The 23267-nt window shown below is 57.9% G+C and carries 4 protein-coding genes; all 4 read left to right on the top strand.

Annotation, left to right across the window (positions count from 1 at the left end):
* The first annotated feature begins 509 nt into the window (after positions 1 to 509).
* Positions 510 to 1958 carry a protoporphyrinogen oxidase gene (hemG, locus tag ABX749_RS01075; RefSeq protein WP_372894372.1) on the top strand — a complete coding sequence of 483 codons (1449 nt, stop codon included), beginning with the start codon at positions 510 to 512 and terminating at the stop codon, positions 1956 to 1958.
* A gap of 1 nt (position 1959) precedes the next feature.
* Positions 1960 to 2751 (top strand): YwiC-like family protein, encoded by a 792-nt coding sequence (locus tag ABX749_RS01070; RefSeq protein WP_372894371.1) that lies wholly within the window; start codon positions 1960 to 1962, stop codon positions 2749 to 2751.
* Positions 2752 to 2798: 47 nt separating this feature from the next.
* Positions 2799 to 4166, top strand: coding sequence for a BNR-4 repeat-containing protein (locus ABX749_RS01065; RefSeq protein ID WP_372894370.1), 1368 nt, complete (start codon positions 2799 to 2801; stop codon positions 4164 to 4166).
* Between the two features lie 256 nt (positions 4167 to 4422).
* Positions 4423 to 23267: LEPR-XLL domain-containing protein (locus ABX749_RS01060; protein WP_372894369.1), on the top strand; the 18845-nt coding region annotated here is incomplete at its 3' end.

The following is a 23267-nucleotide window of genomic DNA, read 5'->3' as shown; positions in this document are numbered from 1 at the left end:
TTTTTGCAAACGCGATCTGCGGCACCGCCAGCGGATCGATTCGCTGCGACCCCGTCCGGGGTCGATGGGAATCTGCTGACGTGCTTCCCGGAGGTGGCGCTGCGTTGACCTCCGGCTACTCGCTGTAATCCCTCCGGGATACTGGATTCGCTGACGCGATCCACGACCATCAGACACTCATTCCCTGCTCGTTGCTAAACTTCAATCCAATGTAGCTGCGACGAAAACCACCGTCTGGCGACGGTCGCTACAAAGCCCGGGGAGCAAGCGTTGGGACAAAGCCCCCGCGGTGACCGGCGAATCAGGACGAGGCAACACGCGACAATCCGTCACGTGTTTTCGCCGCTTTAAATATACACACTAAGGTGTACTTTATGGTAAACTGAACACACTCGAAGGCCCCGGCCGATCGCGTACGGGTTGACGGTGTGGCGAACGACCGTTTCGCCGAAGCACCGGATGGCAACGGCCCTTCTGACGCAACGGCCACCCTGTAAAAGGAACCGACCATGAATCGTCGCGTGACCGTCATCGGCGGCGGCATTTCCGGCCTCGCCGCGGCAAACCATCTGCGCCGGATCGCGCCCGAAATCGACGTGCGATTGTTGGAATCCGGACCGCGACTCGGCGGCGTGATCCAAACGACGCACAAGGACGGTTTCTTGATCGAAGGCGCGGCCGACAATTTCATCACGACGTCGCCGGGCGCGATTCAACTCTGCAAGGACGTCGGACTCGGTGAGGATCTGATCGGCACCAATCCCCGGGAACGAGGCGCGATGGTGCTCAGCCGGGGGAAACTGGAAAAGATCCCCGAGGGCTTTGCCGTGATGGCGCCCTCGCGTCTGTGGCCGTTGCTGACAACAAAAATCCTCAGCCCGAAGGGCAAGTTGCGATCAGGCTGTGAAATCTTCGTGCCACGAAAGCGAGGACAGGACGACGAATCGCTGAAGTCGTTTGTGTGCCGGCGATTCGGAACGGAAATGTTTGAACGCCTGGTCCAACCGCTGGTCGGAGGCATCTACACGGCCGACCCGAACCGACTGAGCGTTGCGGCAACGATGCCACGTTTCTTGGACATGGAACAAAAATACGGAAGTCTGATTCGTGGCATGATGAACCAACGTCGCTCGAGACAGCAATCGAGCGAGACGGGCGGTGGGGCGAGATACAGTCAATTCATGACGCTACGTGGCGGGATGTCTCAATTGATCGAGGCACTGGAAAAAAGTCTGCCTGAAGATGCCATCCGACTCAATGCGCCTGTCCATTTCATCGTCCCCAGCGGCTCCCGATGGTCGATCAGTTCCGGAGTTGAGGCTCCGCAACGTGAAGCGTCCGATGCCGTGATCATTGCCACGCCGGCCAGCCCGGCGGCCCGCGTGCTGTCCACCGTCGACGGAGAATTATCGAAACGACTGGGCGGGATCCGGTCAGCGAGTTGTGCGGTCGTGTCGCTCGCCTTTCGTCGCGAACAAATCGGCCACGACTTACAATCGTTCGGATTCGTCGTGCCGGCAATCGAAGGTCACTTCATCTTGTCATGCAGCTTTTCGAGCGTGAAATACGAGGGCCGCGCACCGGAGGGTACGGTGCTGATGCGAGTCTTCATCGGCGGTGCCTGCCAGAGCGGATTACTGCGTTTACCCAACATGCAACTGCTGGAGTTGGCGCACTGGGAGGTTGCGAAGTTGCTGGACATTGAAGGTGAACCACTGATGCGACACATCACCCGACAACAGCATGCGATGCCACAGTATCACGTCGGCCATCCGAATCGAATCGCCAAAATCAATCAGCGACTTGAGTGGTTCCCGACGCTCGCGTTGGCTGGCAACTCGCTCCACGGCGTCGGTGTCCCGGGCTGTATCGAAAGCGGACAAAAAGCGGCCGAGAGGATCGTGAGTGCCTTGCGCGCAGGTTCAACGAACACCATGAAAAAGGCCGCGATGAGCTAGGATGGCTACCACAACGTTTTCCAACACCCGAGCAGACGCCGTCACCCCGGCTGCGAAGCTGAAGCCGAAGGAACACGGCGCTTACGCGATCCTTGGCATTCCGATCGCGACGTCACTGTTGATCGCCGGCCTTTCCGTCCCGGGCGTTTGTGTCGCGATCGCCAGCGTGACCGGTTTCTTGGCCCATGAACCGCTGTTGATTGCCTGGGGACATCGGGGTTCGCGGGCACAACGATCCACGCCCGCGGCGACACGTCGCTTGTTCGTCCTTCTCGCGTTGACACTCCTCGGCGGAAGCCTTGCGTTTCTCACGGGGTCCACTGCGGTACGAATCTCGCTGCTGGGATGTCTCGGGCTGGCGACGAGTAGCTTTGCGCTGGCCGTCGCCGGGAACCACCGTTCGCTGCTCAACCAACTGTGGGGAGTCGTCGGATTGTCCGTCCCCTGTGTGCCGATTCTGTTGGCCGGAGCGATCCCCATCCATCAGGCACTCGAAATCTGGACGACGTGGCTGATCGGTTTCGCCGCCACCACGATGGCCGTTCGCGGGGTGATCGCGGCCCAGAAACGGACGCCGCGCACGATTCATTGGGTCACGATTTCCGCGTTGATCCTGCTGATGCTGGGACTTTATTCCTCGGCTCGTCCACTCGTGATCGTCACACTACCGATGTTGACGATGAGCGTCTCTCTGATGATTTGGCCTCCGCCAGCCAAACACCTCAAGCGGGTAGGATGGACATTAGTCGTCGGCACCGTGGCCAGTGCCGTCTGGATGATCATTGTTGTTTGACGAAACGAATCGTGAGTGATGCGATGTGCGTAAGATGGATGTCAGGATTGAAAACGAAAGCCTTTTTCTGCTTCTTCTTTTTGTTGCTTTCGGCCGGATCACTTCACGCGGCTGAACCGATCGTGGTGAAGCAGAATGGCGGATGGTGTTGGTTCCAGGGGAAACGTGCGGTCGGTTTGGGTGGCAAGGTATTCTTCACGTCCATTTCCGGCGACGACCATGGCGATTGGGATGCCGGAGACCTGGTCGTGACAAAGTTGGATCCTTCGAGCGGTGAAACCACGCATTTCCGTCTGCATGCCAAGCTTCAACGTGACGATCATGCCGTCGCGGGACTTTGCCTGTTAGCCGACGGGCGATTGCTTGCCGTCTACGGAAAACATGGCAACGATCATTTCCAACGGACACGGATCACGCTTCGTCCGGGCGATATCAGCGAGTGGACTCAGGAGCAACGGTTCGATGTCGGCGCAGGCTACACGTATTCGAACGTTTATCGGTTGCCCGCCGAGAATGATCGCATTTTCAATTTCCATCGCGGACGCGGTTTCAACCCCAACTGCAACTTCTCCGATGACGGCGGTGCGACCTGGAACTACGGTTGGCGACTGATGCAGCGAACCTCCGCTGACCTAAACGATGACCCGAGGTACACGGGCATGGACGGCCGGCGACCCTATGTTTGTTATGCGAGTAACGGCCGTGACGAGATCCACTTTATCGCAACGGATGATCATCCCAGAGCGTATGACAACAGCCTCTATCACGGTTACTACAAGGCAGGCAAGTTACTGGCGTCCGACGGCACCGTCTTGGCGGCCCCCACCGCCACCAGCGAACCACTGAAACCGCGTGACTTTACCGAAGTGTTCGCCGGAGCGGCGGATCGAGTTGCCTGGGCCAGTGATGTCGAAATCGACACGCTCGGCAACCCCTACGTCGCGTTCTCCGTCCAGGTGGATGGTGCCGCGGTCCGCAATCGCCGGGGAGCAGGCGGGTCGGATCACCGTTATTTCTATGGTCGCTGGGATGGAACGCGATGGCGCGTCCACGAAATGGCTCATGCAGGAACCAAACTGTATTCCGGCGAAGACGACTACACCGGGTTGGTTGCACTTGATCCACAAGACCCCAACTACGTCGTCATTTCCACAAACGCTGACCCGGTCTCCGGAACACCGCTTGTCAGTCGCACAGACGGCCAACGGCATTGGGAACTTTTCGCGGGCACAACCAGCGACGCGGGCGAGACCTGGACGTGGACCGCGGTGACGAAAGATTCCACCCAAGACCAGTTGCGACCGGTCATTGCCAACGGCGTCCCGGAGACACGCGTGATCTTGTGGACTCGAGGAACATTGAAATCGTATACCGATTATCACCTCGACATCATCGCGCTCGCCTCGCCACGCTAAACCCCTCGCCACTTGGCGGCGTGTCGGGACGGTGAGCCCCCCGTGCTTGGAATGAATCGTTGGAAATACATCCCGATCAGTGAATCTTTGTACCCCTCTCCCACTTTAGGGGTATGATGCCAGGCGATTTGCGCTGCGGCAAGATGAAGCATCGGGGGCAGACAGAGCTTGGAATGACGGTTCTTCGGAATCGATTCTTGCAGTCGGGTACATCGAAGTCTCGCCCACTAAGCCTCTGTTCCAACGAGAATCGCCGATGTCTATGCACACTCGGTTCGGTCGCGTGCGTCGCCTCAACAAGCAGCGGAAAGTTTCTGAGCAGCTGATCAAGCGTCGTCGGCAGCTAGTCGAGCAGCTCGAACAGAGAATTTTGCTCGCGGCCAACCCCGGGCCGGATCCTGTCGTGCTCGTACCGGGATTTGCGGGGACGTTTGCCGCTGACGAAACACCGACTGGGCTCGATGAATGGTATACCCAGCGTGGACTCGCACCGAGCAAGTTGGCGCTGGAACCGAACGGCCAGGTTTACCAAAACATCGTCCAGACGCTGCGCAACGTCGGATACATTTCCGCAGAGGATGCGACGCCTGAAAATCCTCAAAGTCTGTTCGTTGCACTCTGGGATTGGCGCGTCCCGGTGGCACCGGTTGATTCCGATGCGCTAACCAATCCCGATGGTTCGTTGAGCGTCACGGCAGCTGAGTTGACCGATGCGACGTTCGATACGGGCCTGGATTATTTGGTCCATACGTTGCAACAGGTCAAAGCGGCCAATCCCGGTGCGACGCATGTGGATATCGTTTCGCACAGCACCGGCGGACTGGTCACGCGCGCCTACCTTCAGAGTGCGGCCTACGGGCAGAGCGGATTGCCGATGGTCGACGATTTCGTAATGGCCGGCGTGCCCAACGAAGGCACGTCTGATCCGTTCAATTTGTCGTCGGACGATTGGAGTTCGTCGATCACGACACGTGCGGCGGCGCGGTTGATTGATCATGGCTACGATCGATTGCAGGACGCGACAAATTTCGGAACGATCTTTGGCCCCGACCCGGCATCGACCAGCGATGACCTCATCGACCCGGCCATCTCCAAAGATGACTTTGTTCAGCAGTACGTCGGGGCGCTGCGTCACCTCTTGCCGACCTACCCGGCCTTTGATGCTGATGGTGACGGTGCTTATGAAACGATTGATACTGCGGGACCGCTCGTCAACGATCTGTTGATTGACCTGAATGCCGGGGCCGATCGAAATGCGTACATCGATCTGACCGGCAAGACGTCGATCGTTTACAGCACCGAAGTCAGCACGATCGACCGGATCGCAGAACGTGTCGGACCTGATCCTCGCGGATTCTTGGCTGACGAGGTGCTCTCGTTTACGAACTTCATCGGTCGCAGCCCGATCGCGAGCCAAACTTGGTACGAGGACATTCAATCGGGACGCGGTGGTGATGGCACCGTACCAACCTATTCCTCCATCGATCCATTCATCAGCGACGCCCGGATCGGATCTTCGCTCCGACTCTTGCCAATCACCGGTGCGGCGGCGAACAACGGTAGTCCAGTCGGCCACCGAGATTTGGTGATCAATCCCTACACCCAGAATGTCATTCTTGGACAGCTCGGTGTTTCCGGGCAGACCACATCAGACATCGAATCGAGCCTTGTGCTCACACAAGCTCAATCCGCCGCGAAGGTATTGCAGCTCGGAATTCTGAACCCGGTGGAAGCCTTTACCGAAGCGGCTGAACGATTCAAGGAGTTGCTGGCCGAGGCGCGCGGACGGGGCTCACTGGCGGCTGATGTTGCGTATGCAGGTCACAAGCTTGGTGAATTCTTGAACGTCGAACAGCTTTGGCAAGACAAGGTGGTGGGGCCATTGACGGCCAGCAGCGGCAACACATTTGCCGACGCGCTCGCGGCGCTGGGCGCCAACGCGACGGATGTCTCTGGGAGCGACGTCAAAGCGATCAAGTTGACGTTCGACGTCAGTGACCTGGCAGGCGGCCCGCCGTCCACGACACAGGCATTGGATTTGCAGTCGGGTTATGGGCTAAGCGGCAACGCGGATTTCACGTTTACCGGCCAATTGACCTTTGAAGTCACGTTGGGCTTGGATCAAACACAGGGACTGGATTTCGCGCAAGGATTGTTCGTCAAGGATCTGAACTTGACGATGGGTGGAACGGCCGATGTCCCTGACTTGGATCTTGGCCTGACGATCGGCGCGTTCAAAGCGGCGGTCGAAAACGGTTCGTTTGACCTGAACGCCCAGGCGACGGTTTCGCTGAACGATCCCAACAACAACGGCAAGATCACCTTTCGCGAGATTGCTGATGGGTTGGCAAACTTCGACCAGCTGGTGTCGATCACGCCCAGCGGCAGCGTCAATTTAGAACTGCCGCTGAACTTGACCAACAGCGTGACCGATTTCAATCTTGCCGATTTCGGTACGCCGACGGTTACGGTCGCATCGGACAACTTTTTTGAGGCCGCACCGGCTGTCCTGGTTGACATCGAATTGGCCGATGGGCTGCAAGATCAGATCTTGTCGTTGCTGAGTTCTTTGGAAGCGGCGGCGACGGAGATCGGCGACAACGATGCGCTGAACACAGAGATTCCCGGGATCGGCAGCAGTTTGAACGGTTTGCTGGATTCGCCCACCGGCGCAGACGGCAACTGGGGTCACCTGTTGAATCTGGAGGCGGCCGCGTCGCACTACTTTGCCACCTTTGATCCGACAAGTTCGGATTACGATGAAACCACCGTGGGCGAAATGCCCACGATCGCGGGGCTGCGTGATGCACTGGCCGACGTGCTGAGTGACGGCGGCGAGGAACCCTTGGCCGGCCGCAACAACGCCGCGCCGTTGCGGATCAGCGGAGGCGTCGATCTGGTGACCAATGAACTGAGAATTGATGTCCTGGTTGCCGCGACCAACAACACCGAGATCGAACTCGGATTCGATGCACTCGGTGATGACTGGAGCGCGATCGGCCTGCAACTCGACGCCAATGCAAAGGTTCAGTTGGAAACGAAAGCCGATCTGGACGTTTCGTTCGGAATGAAGTTGACCGCAGCCAACGGGATCGACCCATTTTTTGATCTCAGCAATTTCGATCTCTCGGCAAAGATTGAAACGGCAACCGGCGACCCAGACCCACAGTTGGGTTTCTCGATGGGACCCATCAACGGCATGGTGACGGCCACCGGCGCAACCTCTGGCACTCCACTGATGATCCAGGCCGGCGTCGCGATTGCGATCGCCGATGGTGCCGCACCGCTTAGCGAACGAATGACGATCACTCCGTCGGGATCGGTCGATCTTGGGTTTGAATCGTCGGTCCAACAATTCGGTGCACCGTTTCCACGCATCGAAATTACGGATGTCAATTTGTTCGCGAATCCGGCTCCCGCAATCAATGTCGACTTCACCTCGTTTGTCAGCAGCCTGTCGGCAGAAAACATTGTGAACGGCTTGTTCGAATTGGCCGAATGGCTGGACGAGGCAGTACTCAATGGCGACCTGGGCAGCACCAACATTCCGTTGATCAACAAATCGGTCGGCGACCTGCTTTCATCGCCGGCAGAGTTGCAAGAGTTTCCGAGCCATGCAATCCTGGCGATCACCGCGGTGGAAAGTGATGCGGACTTTCATCGTTTTACGGCCACCTTGAATACCCTGGGCGTCGGTGCCGCGACCATGGGTATTCAGATCGACAGTTCGATGCAGTTCCTGTCCACCAGCGGCGAAACGTTTGACGCGACGGTAGACAGCATTGACGGCGAAACCGTCACGCTTCGTTATGCGTTGTCCCGGACGGACAGGCCCGACTTGGCCGATCCATCGTTAACGTTCAGCGTCGGTGGATCGATTGGCGATCAGCTGCGCAGTGCGCTGGCCAACTTCAACGACCCCGAGGCTGCGGCACCATCGATCGGAGTGCTGCTGAATAAACTCAGTGGGCCGCTTGGCATTGATCTTGACAATGTCGCCTATGACGCCGGCACTGAAACGTTGACATTCACGCCCAGCTTCACTCCCGAACCCTTGGCGTATGAAACCAGCCTCGACTTCGGAGACGAAATTGCGGGGCTCGGTTTTGAGGCGTCGGGCAAGTTTATGATTACTGCGGCGCCCGAAATCAAACTTCCACTCGGAATCAAACTCGGCAACGGCATTGCCGCTGGTGATCGGGTTTTTGTCGACGTTGACAATACTGAGCCCGAAGTCAAAGTGACGCTCACCGCTGATTTGGACGATCCGCGGGCCCGTGCGTCGATCGGTTTTTTGGCCGCCGTTTTGGCAGAAGACGACACGATTGCTGACAACGGCGGCATCGAGTTCGTGACGAATCTGACACTGGACATCAACGACCCAGGCACGGGAGCCAACGCAAACAATCAAGCGACGATCAGCGAAATCACCGGTGATCTGTCGGGCTCTTTCACCGCTGGATTTAGCGGTGACCTGACCGTTGATGGGATTTTGATCAAGCCGGAATTCGCTGGCGCAACCATTCCAGGTCAAGTTGAAATTTTCACGACCACGACGCCGGATGGAGCGACACGCGGCGCCGCGTCATTCGCAGATTTCGCAGAACTAAGAACTCTGTTTAGCAAGATTTCGATCACCAACACGATCGGCGATTTCAATGCATTGACGCCCGAAGCGGTGGTCACGATGTTTGTCCAGCTCGGTAACTCACTGGAAAATATCGCCGGTGAGTTAAACGTTCCCGGCGGTATTCCGTTCGTCGAAGAAGCGATCAGTGGCGTGGTCAGTTTCGTGGATACGACCCAGGACTTTGCCCGGCAGTTGTACTTCAATCCCAAGCTGATCGGCGACAACGACATCCAAGTCACCAACGGTGTGCTGAGCGCCGATGCGACCTTTTCGATCGTCATCGAAGGTGGCGACCCCACGTTGGTGACCGTCACCGCTGCACAAACCGCTGACAACACGTCGATCGACGACTTATTCGTTGATATCAACGCGGCACTTGCACTTGCAGGGCTGAGTGAGCAGGTGGTCGCGGAGCGTCAAACGCCGCTCGATGCCAGCCAAGTTGACGCCATCACGGATGTCTCGACCGATCCGCTCAGCGCTGCCGTTGCACCCTTACCGACGGGATTTGCGCGTTTCCGCATCGACATCGACGAAACTCTGAATCTGTTCAATTTGGGTGTGAAAATCGGCCATGTGATCGAGTATCTCGACGCCGCTGGCGTGAGCCGAACGGCAACCGTCGACGAGATGTTGCCGCCATCGGGTGTGCTACCGAATCGGCTTTGGGTGCGCTACGACGCCGGCAAACAGGCGGCACCGGAAACCGGTGGTGATCGCAGCATAGCGCTCTTCGATCCTGCCAATGTGAACAAACTGGCGATTCGAACGGTCAACCCAACCGTTGGCATTTCGATGGATGTCAACACCGTCCAAATCACAGCGACCGGCGACGCACCTGCGCAACTGCCCGACGATACCGTCATTCGCTTGACACTCAAAAACGAAAGCGAGGCAAAGGCGAATGAGGCCGGTGAATCGACGGAATTCACCATTGCGGCGGCGGACACGGCCGACAGTCTTGAGGCCAACGATCTGGTTCGCATCCTGAACGCGGCTTTGGAAACCGCAGAACTTTCGGGCCGCGTCCAGGCGATTCTGGTTGGACCCGCGATCCGTCTGATTGCGATCGACAATGCGACCGCATTCATGTCGATCAGCGGCGCTGAAGCCCTGGGATTCTCCGACGGCCAAGAGCCCGACGAGAACACGGCCAATACTGAATTGGGTTTGTCCGCCACGCAATTGGTGACTCCCAGTTTCCGCGCCGGAACGATCCAGGATCTGGTGCACACGCTGAACGGACTGATCCAGGATGAATTTGCCGGTCAACCCTTCTCGGCGTCCCTGGTCTACGACGACTCGTCCGTACGAACCGTCGAATTCAACCTGGCGATCGGCAAGGAGTTCAACGAATCGATCGATCTGGAATTTGGCAAAGGTCTGGATGTCGGTTTTGCGGAACTCAGCGTCGCCGGTGGCGGGACGGCGTCGTTCACGGTACAGGCCGGTGTCGAGCTTGCGGTCGGCCTGGATCTGGATCGACCTGGCTCGGGGCAAGTGATTCACCAGCCCAATGGTCCCGGCCCCGACAACGTCTTCTTGTACGACCTGGACGATGGCCGAGGTGTCGGATTGAAGGTCGGCATGACCGGCAACACAGTCACATCGAGTGGCAGGAATCAACCCGCGACTGACCTGACTTTGGAATTCGACGTCAAACGATTCGGCGCTGTCGTCGACAACGTCTCGGTGACGGTTCCGTCGGCCCAGGTCGCCGACAACACCAGCCTGCAGGCATTGGCGTCCGATCTGAACGCGGCATTGCGGACCCACTTCGACAACGCCAACATCACCGAACTACCGGTCGAAGATGGCACCGTGCCGGTCGAAGTCCAAGTCGACGACGGCAAGTTGATGCTGGTCTCCAATAACCGGCATATCAATGGGCTCACGATCAAGAGCGGCACGTCGAGCTTCCTGGGTTTCACGAACGGACAACTCGGCGATCTGAATGACTTGGCATTCGTGCTACAAGACGGCACGGAGTTCTTTGTCAACCTGGACTTTTCCGAAACCCTTTCGGACATCAAGGACAAAATCGAAGCCAAGGCGGGCGGGCCGAGCGTGTTGGAAGTCAGCTTTGTCGATGACATGGTTCAGATCGTTGACAAGTCGATGGATGACGAACCGGCCGACACCGATCCGACCAGTAACCTCAAGATCATGGCGGTCAGCGACGCCAATGGTGTCAGTCCCATCGGCACGATCTTGGGAATCTTGGGCGAACAGAAACCGGTCGAGGACAATCCGGATACGACGGACGTTGAAACCGATCGTGGCAACACCGTCCTGGGCGAACACCTGTTCCTGGGCAAACTGATCGACCAGTTTTACATCGATGCGGCAGGCAGCAAAGTCTATGCGGACGTATCGATCGACGGCTCCGATATCGATCTGATCGCGTCGTTGGGGATCCTTGATTTGGGGATCGAAGGGGGAACGGCGAACTTCACCGTCGGCGCCAGTCTGGGATTGAAAGACGTCGACAATCCTGACACCTCGGGGACCGACGAGAGCACCGATGGCAAACTGCGATTGAAGGACTTTTCAAACGCCGGCTTCCGAGAAATCTTGACGCCGACCTTCGATTTTGGCGGTACGGCAAAACTGCCAATCCAAAGTTCACTGCTGGACTTCTTGCCAGACGACACACCCGAACTGGCGATCAATCTGTCGTTGATCAATCAAAATCAGTTGGACGCGGACTTCCCGCTCTCTGCCGCGATCGTCACGGCCGCGAGTGCGAATACACTGTCGTTCGATATTCCAGGGACACCGAGTGCACGCACCGTCAACGTGACGGTGACCGGACCGTTTGCCGACGAAGCCGCACTGGCCGACGCCATCAATGCCGAGCTTGAGACGGTCTTTAAGGGAGCCGGTTTCGAAGACGTTCGATCGCTGGACGGGGATGGCGAACTGCGTGAGTTGCCGGTCGAAGCGAAGATCGACCCGACTCCGTTGACCCTCAGGAAATCGACCAAGCTGTCAGCGTTGAACCCGCAATTGGCCGCGGGCGTTGGCGTCAACATTGTGGCGGGTGACGACCTGACAATCACCGTTCGGGATCAAGCATTGTCGCCGTTTCACATCAACCTGAACGGCGCCCTGACGATGGGCGATGTGATCAGCAAAATCAAGGAGCAAACCGACGGCAACGTCACGGCACGCGTGTTGAGTTTGTCGCGAAAGCTGGAACTGACCGATACAACCACCGGCACCAATACGTTTGCGGTTGCCAACGCGACATCGGCCGAAGCGGCAACCCATCTGGGCCTGATCGGGGCAGTCGTCACCGCGGACAAAATCACCGGACTTACGATTCCAGGCAGCCCGAGTTTGTTGCTGGTCGCCAACAGTGATCAGATCGATTCGATCACCATCAATGCCGACACGGATCTGGGCTTCAAACTGGGACAGACCAAGGAATTTGGCGGCTTGCATTTCAACCCGGAGGTTGATTTCGAGGTCGAAAACTTTGATGAATTCTTGAGCGGGTTTAAAAACTTCTCCGTCGAGGATTTGGTCAAGGTCATTCAAAAAGTGGTCCAGCTGTTACAAGACAGCAATATCGAAGGGCTCAACACGCCCATTCCCGTCGTCAACAAAACACCGAATGACATTTTGGATGTCGTCGACTCACTGGCCGCCGCGGCGGAGAAACTGCTGGCCGGTCCCGATCTGGAAACGCTGCAAGCGAAAGTGGCCGAATTGGAGGACCTGCTGGACTCGTTGGCCGGCACGCCCTCGCAACGCAATCCGATCGTCGATCAGGTCGCAGGTGTCAAAGCCGCGATCAACCCCAATCACACCTACACACTCGGGTTAGACACCGGCGGACCGGAACCCGAGACCACGACGGCAATCGATCGAGACTCTTCTGCGGCCGATGTGAAAGACGCCTTGGATGCGGCGTTGGGCGCCGGAGTCATCGACAGTGTCACGGGTGATCGTGGCGGTCCCTACCTGATTACGTACAACCCCTCTGAAGGTGACGTCAACGAACTCAACGGTTTGAGTGAAACGGGATTGACCGTCCAGACACGCACCGAAACCGAGGGCGTTGCGAACACGACGTCCGAAGTTCAAATGATCAGCTTCGTCAGCACCGGCAAGCTGGTCGCCGGGCTGACGCTGCTGAGCAACAGCGTCGCCGACTTGCCTGACGATGTGGAAGGCAGAGCAGTCGTGTTGGAAAAAGTCCAAGAGTTGCAATCCTTGGTCGCTTCCAGTGGCAATCTCGGCACGGTCATCGGGAATGCCATCAAGGATGCACTTGACTTGCCCGATGACGCTTTCGATTTGGTCTTGGACTTCGTCGACGCGGACACCAACGAGGCCGGTTTTCAAGCAGCGGCAATTATTAAATTGCACATCGAAAAGTCGCACACCGAAACGGTCGGATTCGACTTCAACCTGCCCGACTTTGGACCGATCACCGTCGACACCGGTGGCGACATCGCGTTTACCGTCGGCGGCGCCCTGGATCTTGATTTTGGTTTCCGCTTCGGAACGTTCACGCCGTACTTGCTGAGTTCAACGGACCTCACATTGACTGCGGGAATCAACGCGGAAGTCAACGTTGAAGCCGGAATCGCGGGCATCACCGGTGGCTTGACCGGCAACTTGGATTTGCGGGAGGCCGCAACGGAAGCGTTTGCAACGGGACCAGATACATTCACATTGTCACAGGCACCGCTGGACGGGTTGGTCGTGGTCTCTCATGCGGGCGCCACTGCCAATGACCCCGATATCGTCTTAAAGGAAGGCGAGGACTTCACGCTAACCGGAACCACGTTGACGGTTACGAAAGCAACAACCACACCCATTGAAGTGGCGTATGCCGCCACGAATGCCCCCGCGGCGATTTCGGTGCTCGTTGATCCTGCACTCATCCCAAGCGACAACAACACCATCGGATTGGATGCTGCCGAACCGTTTCGAGCGATACCATTTTCGCAGGTGTTCTCGTCGGCGATTCCGCTGAGCGACAAATTTGACTTCAACGTGGCCGGATTCGCCACCGCCTCGCTGGATGCCGAACTTCCCGTGCTGGGCACGGTCGACAACGCGATTACGGTGGCGCTCAGCCTGGACCATCCCACCAAGCCCCAGTTCAACTTCGCTGGCATCACCGACTTTTTTGCCAATCCGCCGGCCGGTTTCGGGCTCGGCAACCTAAGCATCGGTCAAATCATCTCTGGAACGAAGGCCGTGCTGTCGAAGGTCGAATCTGGCTTGAAGTCCGACCTGCTCGAGAATCTTCCGCTGATCGGTGAAATCGGCGATCTGGGTGGCACCTTCATCGGCGACTTGAACAAGATGGTCGATGACTTGGAGGTGTTGATCAATGACTCCAGCAGCGGTATCAGCGCGCTGGTGGCGGAAGTTCAGCAACAGATTTGGCAAACGCTGGGACCTGCCGGCGCCGACATCTTGTCCGTCAATCCGCTGTTCCACAACGACCCCGATGTCTCCGATGCGACGGAGTTGGCTGAATTCCGGGACGTGGAAGTCTTCGTCTCAGATCCACTGACGACACCCATCGATGACCTGGAATTCTTTATCAACTTGAACCTGGCCGGTCGCGACTCGGTCGAGGCAGAATTCGATTTGGGCGTGGATGCGCTGGTCTTTGAATTCGAAGCCCAGGGCGGCGTGCAGTTGAGTTTTGACTACAACTTTAACTTCGGAATCGGCGTCAGCATTCAGGATGGGTTCTTTTTCCAACTGAATGAAAACATGTCCTACGAACAGGGCACACTGCAAACCGATCCGAACACCAGCATCGGGTTGCCTGTCAGCGGCACACCCGAAATCGGTCTCAACGCGGAAGTCAGCTTGCTCCCCGGGACATCGCTATCGGCGGGACTGTTCTTTTTAAATGTGTTGGCCCAAAGCAATCCCATCGAGGATTTGAATCGCGACGGCATCATCAACGATGGCGGCACTGGGGTTGGGCACGGACCGAAGCTGAACGAAGCGGTCGACGGGATCGATTACAACCGCGATGGCGACAAAACCGACGAACTGAGTGAAATCGATGGCGATGGCATCATCAACGACGGTGGCTCGGGGCCGGGACACGGCCCGCTGTTGAACGAAGCCCAAGACGGCATCGATTACAACCAGGATGGCGATACGACCGACGTACTGAGCGAAGGCGACCTGAATCGCGACGGCATCATCAACGACGGCCTGACGGCCCCCGGGCATGGACCGGTCTTGGATGAAGCGGCGGACGACGAAGATTACAACGGGGACGGCGATAAGACGGACGTGTTCGTTGAAGTCGTCGGCGATATCAATGCCGACGGTCGTTTTTCGAAAGGAACGGGACTCTCCGGTGAGATCTTTATCGACATCGACAATCCCGACGGGGACGCCAAAAATCGACTGACCTTTCGGGAACTGGTCGAGACCCCCGTCAAGCAGTTGTTCAACGCGGGCATCAGCACCGAGGCCTACGCCGACTTGTACTTGCGTGCCGATACCGATGCTGCCGGTTTACCGTCGATTAGCGCCGACTTGACCCTCGATTGGGCGATCGGATTCACGAGTCGAGACGGTCGCGTGGGTGGTGGATTGCCCGACGTGGCGATCCGCGATGTCACGCTCGATGTCGGCAGTTTCCTGAGCACAGCGGTCGTTCCTGTCTTCGAGGCGTTTGACAAATACGTCGGCCCGATCGAACCGCTGATCGATTTCTTGGCTTCGCCGGTGCCGGGTTTGAATGATCTTTCGCAATCGTTGTCCGGCCCCCGGATCACGTTCCTGACCTTAGGCATCCTGGGCACCAGCACCAGCGCCCAATCGATCGCCAGAGCCCGCAAAGCGGAAAAGGTCGTGGGCATGCTGCAGGAGATTTTCAAGCTCAATAAAACGATCAACGCGGCCGCCGCTGACGGCAACTCGATCATGATCAACTTCGGCACCTTCTGGGTGACCGGCGAACCGCTGGAAGTCGGCAAGGATGTACCGGTGGCGACAACGGATGTACCCGGCAAGCCCAAAGAGAAGATTCTGCCGAGTGTGCCGCGTACCGGAACACTGGTGCAAGTCTTTGAAGATGGCGTCGCGGTGGCCAACAACCTGTATAAAGTGGTTCGGTACGAAGACGCGGGAGGCGATCGAGCCAAGTTGGTCTTTACCACCGCACCCGTGAACGCCATCACAGCGACATACACCACGACCGCGGGTGGCGCCATGGACGTGACGGACAAAAATGCGCCGGTCCAAGTACCGGCCACCATGCCGGCCGTCAACGTCGACGCCGAACTCGACAAATCGAAAAAGCCTGGCGCCAAGAAAACGAAGTCGCTGCTGGGCAAATTGAAGGGCGCCCCCAATAGCAAAGGCAAGGGCGGCTTTGGAATCAAGATTCCACTCCTCTCGGACCCCTCGAACATCTTCAAACTGTTCACCGGTGAAAAGGCCGACATCATTCAGTGGGATATTCCGCGGTTCGATCTGAACGTTCCCTTTGAGATCAAGTTCGGTCCGCTCCCGTTCCCGCCGATTCCGTTGTACGCCACGTTCAGCGCCTCGCTGGATGCGTTCGCCGATTTCTCGATCGGATTCGACACCCGCGGAATCGCCAAGACCGGCAACTTCTTTGATGGTTTTTACTTCGGCGATCTGGAAGACGTGACCAGTGGCGAAGACATCGACGAATTCGGCATCGGACTGGAAGCCGCCGTCGGGGCATCCATCGACGTCGGCATCTTCGAGGCCGGCATCAAAGGGGGCATCCGAGCGGATTTGGGTTTCAACTGGAACGACTTGGACAACGACGGCAAGATCTACTTGGATGAGATGGTCGACCTGATTCGGTTGACGCCCACCCCGTCCACCGGATTGGACTTCCCCGGCATTTGTGTCTTCGATGCCCATGGGTCGGTCAATGCGTTTGTGCGGGCCTACTACGAAATCGATTTCTTCTTTGCATCGAAAAGTGGATCTATCGATATCTTCAATGCGGAACTGTTCAGCTTCAAACACCACTGCATTCTGCCCGGCATCGCGGAGCTGACTGAGGGCGATCCGAATTTCGACGACGGCACCCTGGTGCTGTATGCCGGTGACCGCGCCGTCAACCGTGGGAATGGCTTTTACGGAAACGACATCAATGAGACTTTCCGTATCAAGCAATTCCAAGACGACGACACAGGAGAGGAATTGCTGCAGGTCGAGTTTGATTACATCAACAATGACAATGAACCCGCGACCACCAGACGAACCTATCCGAAAAACAGTGTCAAAAGCATTTATTTCGACGGCGGCAGCGGCAACGACTCGATCACCATCGACCCGTCGGTTGCAGATGACATCAGGTCCAAACTGATCGGCGGCATCGGCAATGACACTCTGATCGGTGGACAAGGACGTGACATTCTGGCCGGCGGTCTGGGCAATGACATCATGACTGGCAATGCCGGCAACGATCGCTACGTGTTCGCCAACGATTGGGGCATCGACACGATCAACGAAGTGAAGGCCGGCTTGGACACCGATGATGTGTTTGATTTCAGCGCACTCAGCCAAGCACTTCAAATCACCTTGGGCAGCATCGCGGTGACCAGCGGGGCCAACAGTGTCAATGGAGGAATCAACGACGCCGGCGACACCGTGCTTCCCGAAGGCATTGAGCGCATCCTTGGCGGTTCCGGTGTCGATACGTTGAATGTCCCTGTAATCATTGGCACCGCGAACGCCAACACTTGGACACTGACCGGCCCGGGCAAGGGAAACGTCAACAGCGTGTTCAACTTTGCCGGCATCGAGAATCTGAACGGCGGGCCGCAGGACGATGTGTTCGCCTTCGCGACGGGCGGAAGTGTCACCGGCGTCGTCAATGGAGCCGGCGGGTTCGACACAATCGACTACTCAGCTCTCTCTTCGAAAGTCTCGGTGGATCGACAATCGTTCGCCGCATCCAAAACTGGCGGCTACGCCGGGATTGAATTGTTCAAGGGCAGCCAAAGTGGTGCCGACCTGCTGGTCGGGCGGAACTTCGATGCGGAATGGACGCTTGTTTCGACCGACGCGGGTCAAATCGACGACAACGTCAATGATGGCATCGTCGATCTTCAGTTCACAAGTTTCGAAAACCTGACGGGCGGTGAAGCCAACGATACGTTCGTCGTCAACGCAGGTGCCAAGCTCAGCGGTCAATTGCTGGGCACGGTCACTCCCGGTCACGCGGATTCCGATCACCTTAATCTGACTCCGCAAAATGCATCATTGTCCGTGCATGTCACCCAAATCAACAAAGGAACGGTCGATTCATCCCAGCGTTTGATCAACTTCACGTCACTGGAAAACGTGACGACCGGCAGCGCCGACGACCGTGTCGTGGTCGCGCCACAAGCCGGACTTTCCGAGCTTCTCGACGGCGGCACCGGCGGTGCCGACCACCTCGATTATTCAGCCTGGACGACCGGCATCTCGGTCAATTTGAATGCCGGAAACAAAAACACCGGCACGGTCACCGGCATCGAGTATGTCACCGGCAGCTCGGCAGCCGATCAGATCACGGGCAACGCATCGGACAACCGGCTGATCGGACTCGGCGGGGCTGACGTGATCCACGGTCGTGGCGGTAGCAACTTGATCATCGGCGATCACGCCATCATCACGCCGAGCGGCAACGTGCCCCTGCCGGTGATTTCGTCGATCCGCACGCTTGATACCGTGCGCGACAACGACACGATCACCACGGACGGAAACACGAGCAGTTTCAATATCGTCTTGCCGGGGTCGGGTGACGACAGAGTGACAACCGGCAACGGCAACAACATCATCGGCGGCGATCAGGTTTTGGTGACGCTTTCCGGCGGCCGAGTCGTTGCGATCGAAAGCACTCAGCCCTCGACCGGTGGCAACGACACCATCACCGTCGGCGGCGGCAACGACGTGATCATCGCCGGCAACGGCGCGGATCGAATCACCGACGGCGGGGGACGCAACGTCATCATTGGCGACCGTGGATTGGTTCAGTTGGCGACCGTGTTTGTCAACGGCGCTTTCATCAGCTTGCCAACGGTGGCGACCAGCAAATTCTCCGTCCGCAGCGGTATCGATACGATCAACAGCGGCGCCGGGCGCGACGCGATCATCGCCGGTGGCGAAAGCGATTTGATCAACGCCGGAACCGGGAACAACTATGTGCTCAGCGATGACGGCACGATCCTTTTTGTCGCCGGGGTGCCCACCGGGTCCACGCTTAGCCCCTCCAGCACTGACGGTCATGACAAAATCACCACGCTCGGCGGTCGTGACTTTGTCTTCACCGGCAACGGCGACAACATCGTCCAAGCCGGTGACGGGAATGACGATGTCACCGGCGGCAACGGGATGGACGAGATCCACGGGCAAGGCGGCAACGACTTCCTGATCGGACTCGATGGCAACGACCGCATCTGGGGCGACGGGGGCAACGACGTCATCTTTGGCGGTATCGCGCTCGGTCTGCGAAGCGATTTTGAATTTGGCACAAGCGACTTCACGCTGCCGCCGGACTTTGAAGCGATGGAAGCTGCGAATCCGACCGGCTACGTGCCCGCTTTCAAGATCACACCGGCAATCATGCTGGGCGCCTCGTTCAACGGGACGCCCAACGATGGTCGCGACGTGCTTAGCGGCGGTGACGGCAACGATGTCATGTTTGGCGGGGCCGACGCGGACGAACTTCGGGGCGACAGCGGCTTCGACTACCTGGACGCGGGTGCGGGACTTGATCCGGTCATCGAAGGCGGCGATGGCGACGATGTTGTCCGCGGGGGCGAGGGCGGCGACGTGGTTCGCGGCGGCAATGGGATTGACCAGGTCATGGGCGACGGCGGTGATGACACGCTGTACGGTGACGCGGGTGGCCCGGGAGCGACGGGCAGCCAAGGCGGCCAGCGTCTGCTCGGCGGCCCCGGACGCGACACCTTGTATGCCTATGCACCGGCGATTTCCGATCGTCCGGCGTACGGAATTCAAACGACCCTCCTCGGCGACCAACTGTTCGGCGGCCCCGGCGGAGACTTTTTGCACGGCAATGCCCGGCGAGAAGTCCTGGATGGCGGAAGCGGGAACGACTTCATCACCGGCGACGAATTTGTTGGTGCCGGTTACCAAACGCATGCTGAAGCCGGAATCGGAACCGAAGCGGACGTCGACGGAGCCAACGACACGATGCGTGGCGGGAGCGGCGAAGACCAACTGTTTGGCGGTGGAGGCAATGACGAAATCTGGGGCGGCGTGGGTACCGACTACATCGCCGGCCAACAGGGCAGCGACCTTCAATATGGGGGCGGCGGCATTGACCTGTTCCTGCTGCCGACCTCGCTCGGAAGCGATGGGCATCAGGACCCGGGCACCGATACCATCGACGGGCACTTCGGCAATGCCGTTGAAGGTGATTTCATGGACGACAACGCGACCGATATTCTGGCCATCGACGGCACCAGCGGCGGCGACACGATCCTGATCGGGGCAATCGCATCCGGCGTGGACGCCGGAAAAGCGGGCGTGCGGTATGACGACGGGGTTCGGCCGGCCAGAACGATTGCGGTCAACATGCTGGCGGACGATGGCAAACTGCTTGTCGAACAATTCCGCATCGCGGGTCTGGCCGGCAACGACACGATCGGTTTCTATACCGACGATGCACTCGATTCCGGTGCCATCGCGCCGATCACCAATCTGACCACGCTTGATCTCACTTTCCTGGGCGAACGCTCGCGTGACTTCGCGGGCGTGTTTGACGGTAACAGCGGCGACGATCGGCTGATCGGATCCGACGGCAGGGATCGTCTTGATGGCGGGATCGGCAGTGACACCCTGTTCGGGTTCTCGGGCGATGACCGGCTGTGGGGCGACGGCGGCGGCGGCACGACCATCGATGTGGACACGTTGTATGCAGGCCAAGGAAACGACGATCTGATCGGTGGTCAGGGGACCAACCATCTCTACGCCTGGAGTTTTGAACCGTTGCCGGATCTGATCGGCCCGATCCCATCGGGTAAGACCTATGACCAGGGTTTCGGCGTGTTCGTCGACGACAACGGCGTCCTGTTCAATGATGACGGTGATTTGAACGACAACCTGATCTTGGATGTCGACGAAATGGTCGAGATCGGGCCCGTGCGGCTGGCCCGCAATCAAGAAGTGACCGGTTTGAACCGGATGCTGGGCAGCCAGAATAACGATCATCTGTATGGCGGAACGACGCTCGACTTCCTGTACGGCAACGGCGGCGAAGACGTGCTGGTCCGCAGCGACGGCACAACGTTTGAGTCTGCCGATGGCGGAGTCGCGGGCGATGAATGGAAAGACTACGCCCGTGATTCGGACCAGGTTTGGTACGTGGGCGGTTCGAATGCCGCTGACAAAATCGATGTCAACTTCGTCACCGAACCCGGCTTGTTGACCGGCCACCATTTGATCACGCGGTTGACCGAGAACAACGGGAACTTCAGCTTCGCGGCGCAGGTTCGATTGGACTTCAGCGCGACCGACACCGAAGGCAACGCGGTCTGGAGCGTCCAGGATTTGCAGTTCAAACTTGACCAGCTGCTTTCGGAAACCGATCCGGCCGAACGCGACAAAACACTGAGCGACATCGCGGTGGCTGCGACGGAGGTGAGCGAGTCCGAATTGATCGCGTCGCTTTTGCCTCCCGAAGGCGACTTCCTGGTGATCCTGATCGATGCGTTCGGCGGCAACGACCGAATCACGGTCGGACCAACGGTGCAAAAGACGGTGTGGATTGATGCCGGTGCCGGTGATGACGTGGTGGAAATCCAGGCCGGCAACGCGATCTTGGTCGACCGGTCGGAAAGTTCGACGGGGTTGACCGGATTGCGCGGACGCAACGACGTCCCTGTCCAAGCATTTCAACTGTTGACGCCTAATGAAGACGCTCAGAATGTCGCGTTTGATGGTCACGCGGTCGATCAAGGCATTGTGACGTTCACGGGGTTGTCGATCGACAATCCCGATGACATCGATTGGTACAGTTTCGAATTGAACGCCTCCGATTTGTCGGTCGCCACCATCCAAACACAAAGCGGTTCGCCGATCGACCACCTGGATCTCAGGGTCTACGCCGCAAGCGACATCGACGCCGGTACGGGAAAACTCGTTGACGGTGCGACCCCGATTCTGCAAGGAACAACGGGAGATGACGAGTCCGTGATCAGTGGCGTGAGTGCGCTGGCCGCGAACACTCAATACATTTTGCGGATCGAAAGCAACAAGGTTCCGACACTGTACGATCTGCGTTTCAATCTGGCCGGATTGTCCGATGACGCGATCAAAGCGTTGGACAACCCGCTGGAAGTCAACATGTCGCTTCGTGAAGACGTTGATCGGCGTGATGTGATCATCGGCGGATTGGGTGACGACATTTTGCGCGGTGGCGCCGGCGAAGACTGGATCTTCGGCAACCAGGGGAATGACGTTTTGACCGGCGGTTACGACCGTCAAGCCAGCGACCTGCTCTTCGGGGGCGACGGTGACGACACGTTCCAACTGATTCCGGACGCCCTCCCGCTATTGGGCAATCAGCCGAACACGAACTTTGATCCGGCGACGCAAACTTACCTGCCGACCTTCAACGAGCAGATGGTTGGCGGTGAGGGTCGCGACCGCGTGTTATTCCTCGGTGGCGACTTCGACCGTCGCGGTTTCGAGGTCCCCGATTATGCATCGCTGCGCTACAACACCGGACTGCATCGCTATGAGTTCACATCCTTGGTCTGGGACATCGGCAAGCAGGAATACCGAACGACGTACGTCGATGCTACCGATACGGGCGTTGTCGGCCAACAGGACGCTGGTGAACCGACGATTTATCAGCAGGAGTTCATGTACTTTCAAACACGCGAAATCGAAGACATACAATTCGATTTGCGAGCCGGTGACGACGTCTTGCATCTGGACTCGCCCAAGTCGGCGCCATTCCAGTTCCTACCGATCATTCCGGCTTCAAATGATGACACAAGGCTGGATGTCAATGCTGATACCGCGAATTTTGAAGAATGGGGAATCCAACGCGGCACCTTTGAGCAAGGCGCCACCGAATTTGTGATTATCGACGGAGGCTTTGGCGACGACTTTCTGTTCGGTACGCCGTACGCCGATTCGATTAGCGGTGGTCCCGGTGACGACTATCTCGTCGGCGGCATTGGCGACGATGTGATCGATGGAGGTGGAGGAGCTGACCAAATCTTTGGCAATCAGCCCTCGCAAGACCTAATCGTTTACGACATTGCTCCCAACGAGACGGACGTGATCTCGCGCAACGCGTATCCATTCACCCCCGATCAGCCGCCTGAATTTGTCTTTTTCGGCAGCGATTTTGCCCCCGAAGTCTACAAGTACAATCTGGCGACTCCGTACTTAAGTCTGGTCGTTGAACGTGAAGGCGTTGAGCTTTACACGGACACGACGCAAGCCACGATTGACACGGTCACGCG

This window comes from Stieleria sp. (genome assembly GCF_041595215.1).
Taxonomy (GTDB): Bacteria; Planctomycetota; Planctomycetia; order Pirellulales; family Pirellulaceae; genus Stieleria; species Stieleria magnilauensis.
The sequence above is the reverse complement of the archived record's forward strand: the minus strand, read 5'-3'. Positions and strand labels throughout refer to the sequence as shown.